The following is a 1,618-nucleotide window of genomic DNA, read 5'->3' on the forward strand; positions in this document are numbered from 1 at the left end:
GCAGCGCTCGCGGTCGCCGTCGAGCGCATCGGCGGTCAGCGCGACGATCGGCGTGTAGCCGCCCTGCTCGCGCTCCCACGCGCGGATCTGGCGCGCCGCGTCGTGGCCGTCCATCACCGGCATGTGCAGGTCCATGAAGATCAGGTCGTGCCGGAACTCCTGCGCGGCGCGCAATGCGGCCGCGCCGTCGGCTGCGATGTCGACCTCGCAGCCCAGCTTCACCAGCATGCTGTGCAGCACCATCTGATTGACCGGATCGTCCTCGGCGAGCAGCACGTGCACGCGCAGCGGGCCGCGTGGCTCGGCCGGTTCGGTAGGCAGCGCCGACAGCGTGGTCGCGGCCGGCACCGGCGTCGCGCTCGATTTCTTCATGTCCAGCTCGACCCAGAAGGCCGAGCCGACGCCCGGCTCGCTGGTGACGCCCAGGCGCCCGTCCATCAGCTCCACCAGCTGCTTGACGATCGCGAGGCCCAGCCCGCTGCCGCCGTGGCGGCGCGTGCTGCTGCCGTCGACCTGCGTGAACGCGTCGAAGATCAGCCCCAGCTTGTCGGCCGGGATGCCGATGCCGGAGTCCTCGACCCGAAAGCGCAGCCGCACCGCCTCGGGCGTGTCGGCGAGCAGCGTGACGACCAGCGCGACCGTGCCGCGCTCGGTGAACTTGATCGCGTTGTGCAGCAGGTTGACCAGCACCTGCCGCACCCGCACCGGATCGCACTCGACGACGGCCGGCAGCGCGGTGGGCAGCGAGCAACTCAGCGTCACCGGCTTGTCGCGGCCGGCGAAGCTCATCAGCTCGACGGTCTCGGCGGCGAGCGTGCCCACGTCGACCGCGGTCGGGTGCAGCGTGAGCTTGCGGGCCTCGATGCGCGACAGGTCGAGCACGTCGTCGATCAGCGCGAGCAGCGCCATCGCCGAGCGGTGCGCGGTCTTCGCGTAGCGGTGCTGGTCGGGCTGCAGCTCGGTCGTCAGCAGCAGCTCGGTGGTGCCGAGGATGCCGTTCATCGGCGTGCGGATCTCGTGGCTCACCATCGCGAGGAACTGCGACTTGGCGCGGCTCGCCTGCTCGAGGCTGTCGACCATCTCGCGCGCCGAGCGCACCGCGATGCGCATGCGGTTGCGCAGCCGCTCGATCACCAGGCCCGTCACCGACAGGTAGGCGCCGAGCACGTACATCGTCGCGGCGATCGCGAGCCGCTCGAGCCACTGCACCGCGGCCGGCTCCCAGGTCCACAGCCACAGCGCGTAGACCAGGTAGGCGACCACCGCCACGTGGTTGAACCAGAACGCGCGCCGGAAACCGAAGCCGACCTGGTCGGCCACCCGCATCAGCAGCAGGTAGGCGAAGAAGAGGTTGGATTTCTCGAGGTAGTGCAGGTTCGCGATCCACACCAGCACGTCGACGTGGAACAGCAGCAGGCTCAGGTCGAGCCGGCCGGTGCGCTTCCAGCCGACGCGCAGCGCGATCCAGCCGACCGCGGCGTACAGCAGGTTGATGCCGATCAGCGCGAGCTGCAGCGGCGCCAGCACCGTGCCCTCGCGCCACGCCTGCAGCACCACCATCAGGCAGACGATCACGAAGCCGACCGCGCGGATCGCCGGGATCTGCACGGTGTGGACG

General features: G+C 70.4%; 1 protein-coding gene. It reads right to left on the reverse strand.

Features of this window, described 5'->3' with window-relative positions; translation table 11 throughout:
• The coding region (locus AC1D01_RS33900; protein WP_477873852.1) for an ATP-binding protein at positions 1-1,618 on the reverse strand (1,618 nt) is incomplete at both ends.

It is taken from the genome of Rhizobacter sp. P3_B12, assembly GCF_056402895.1.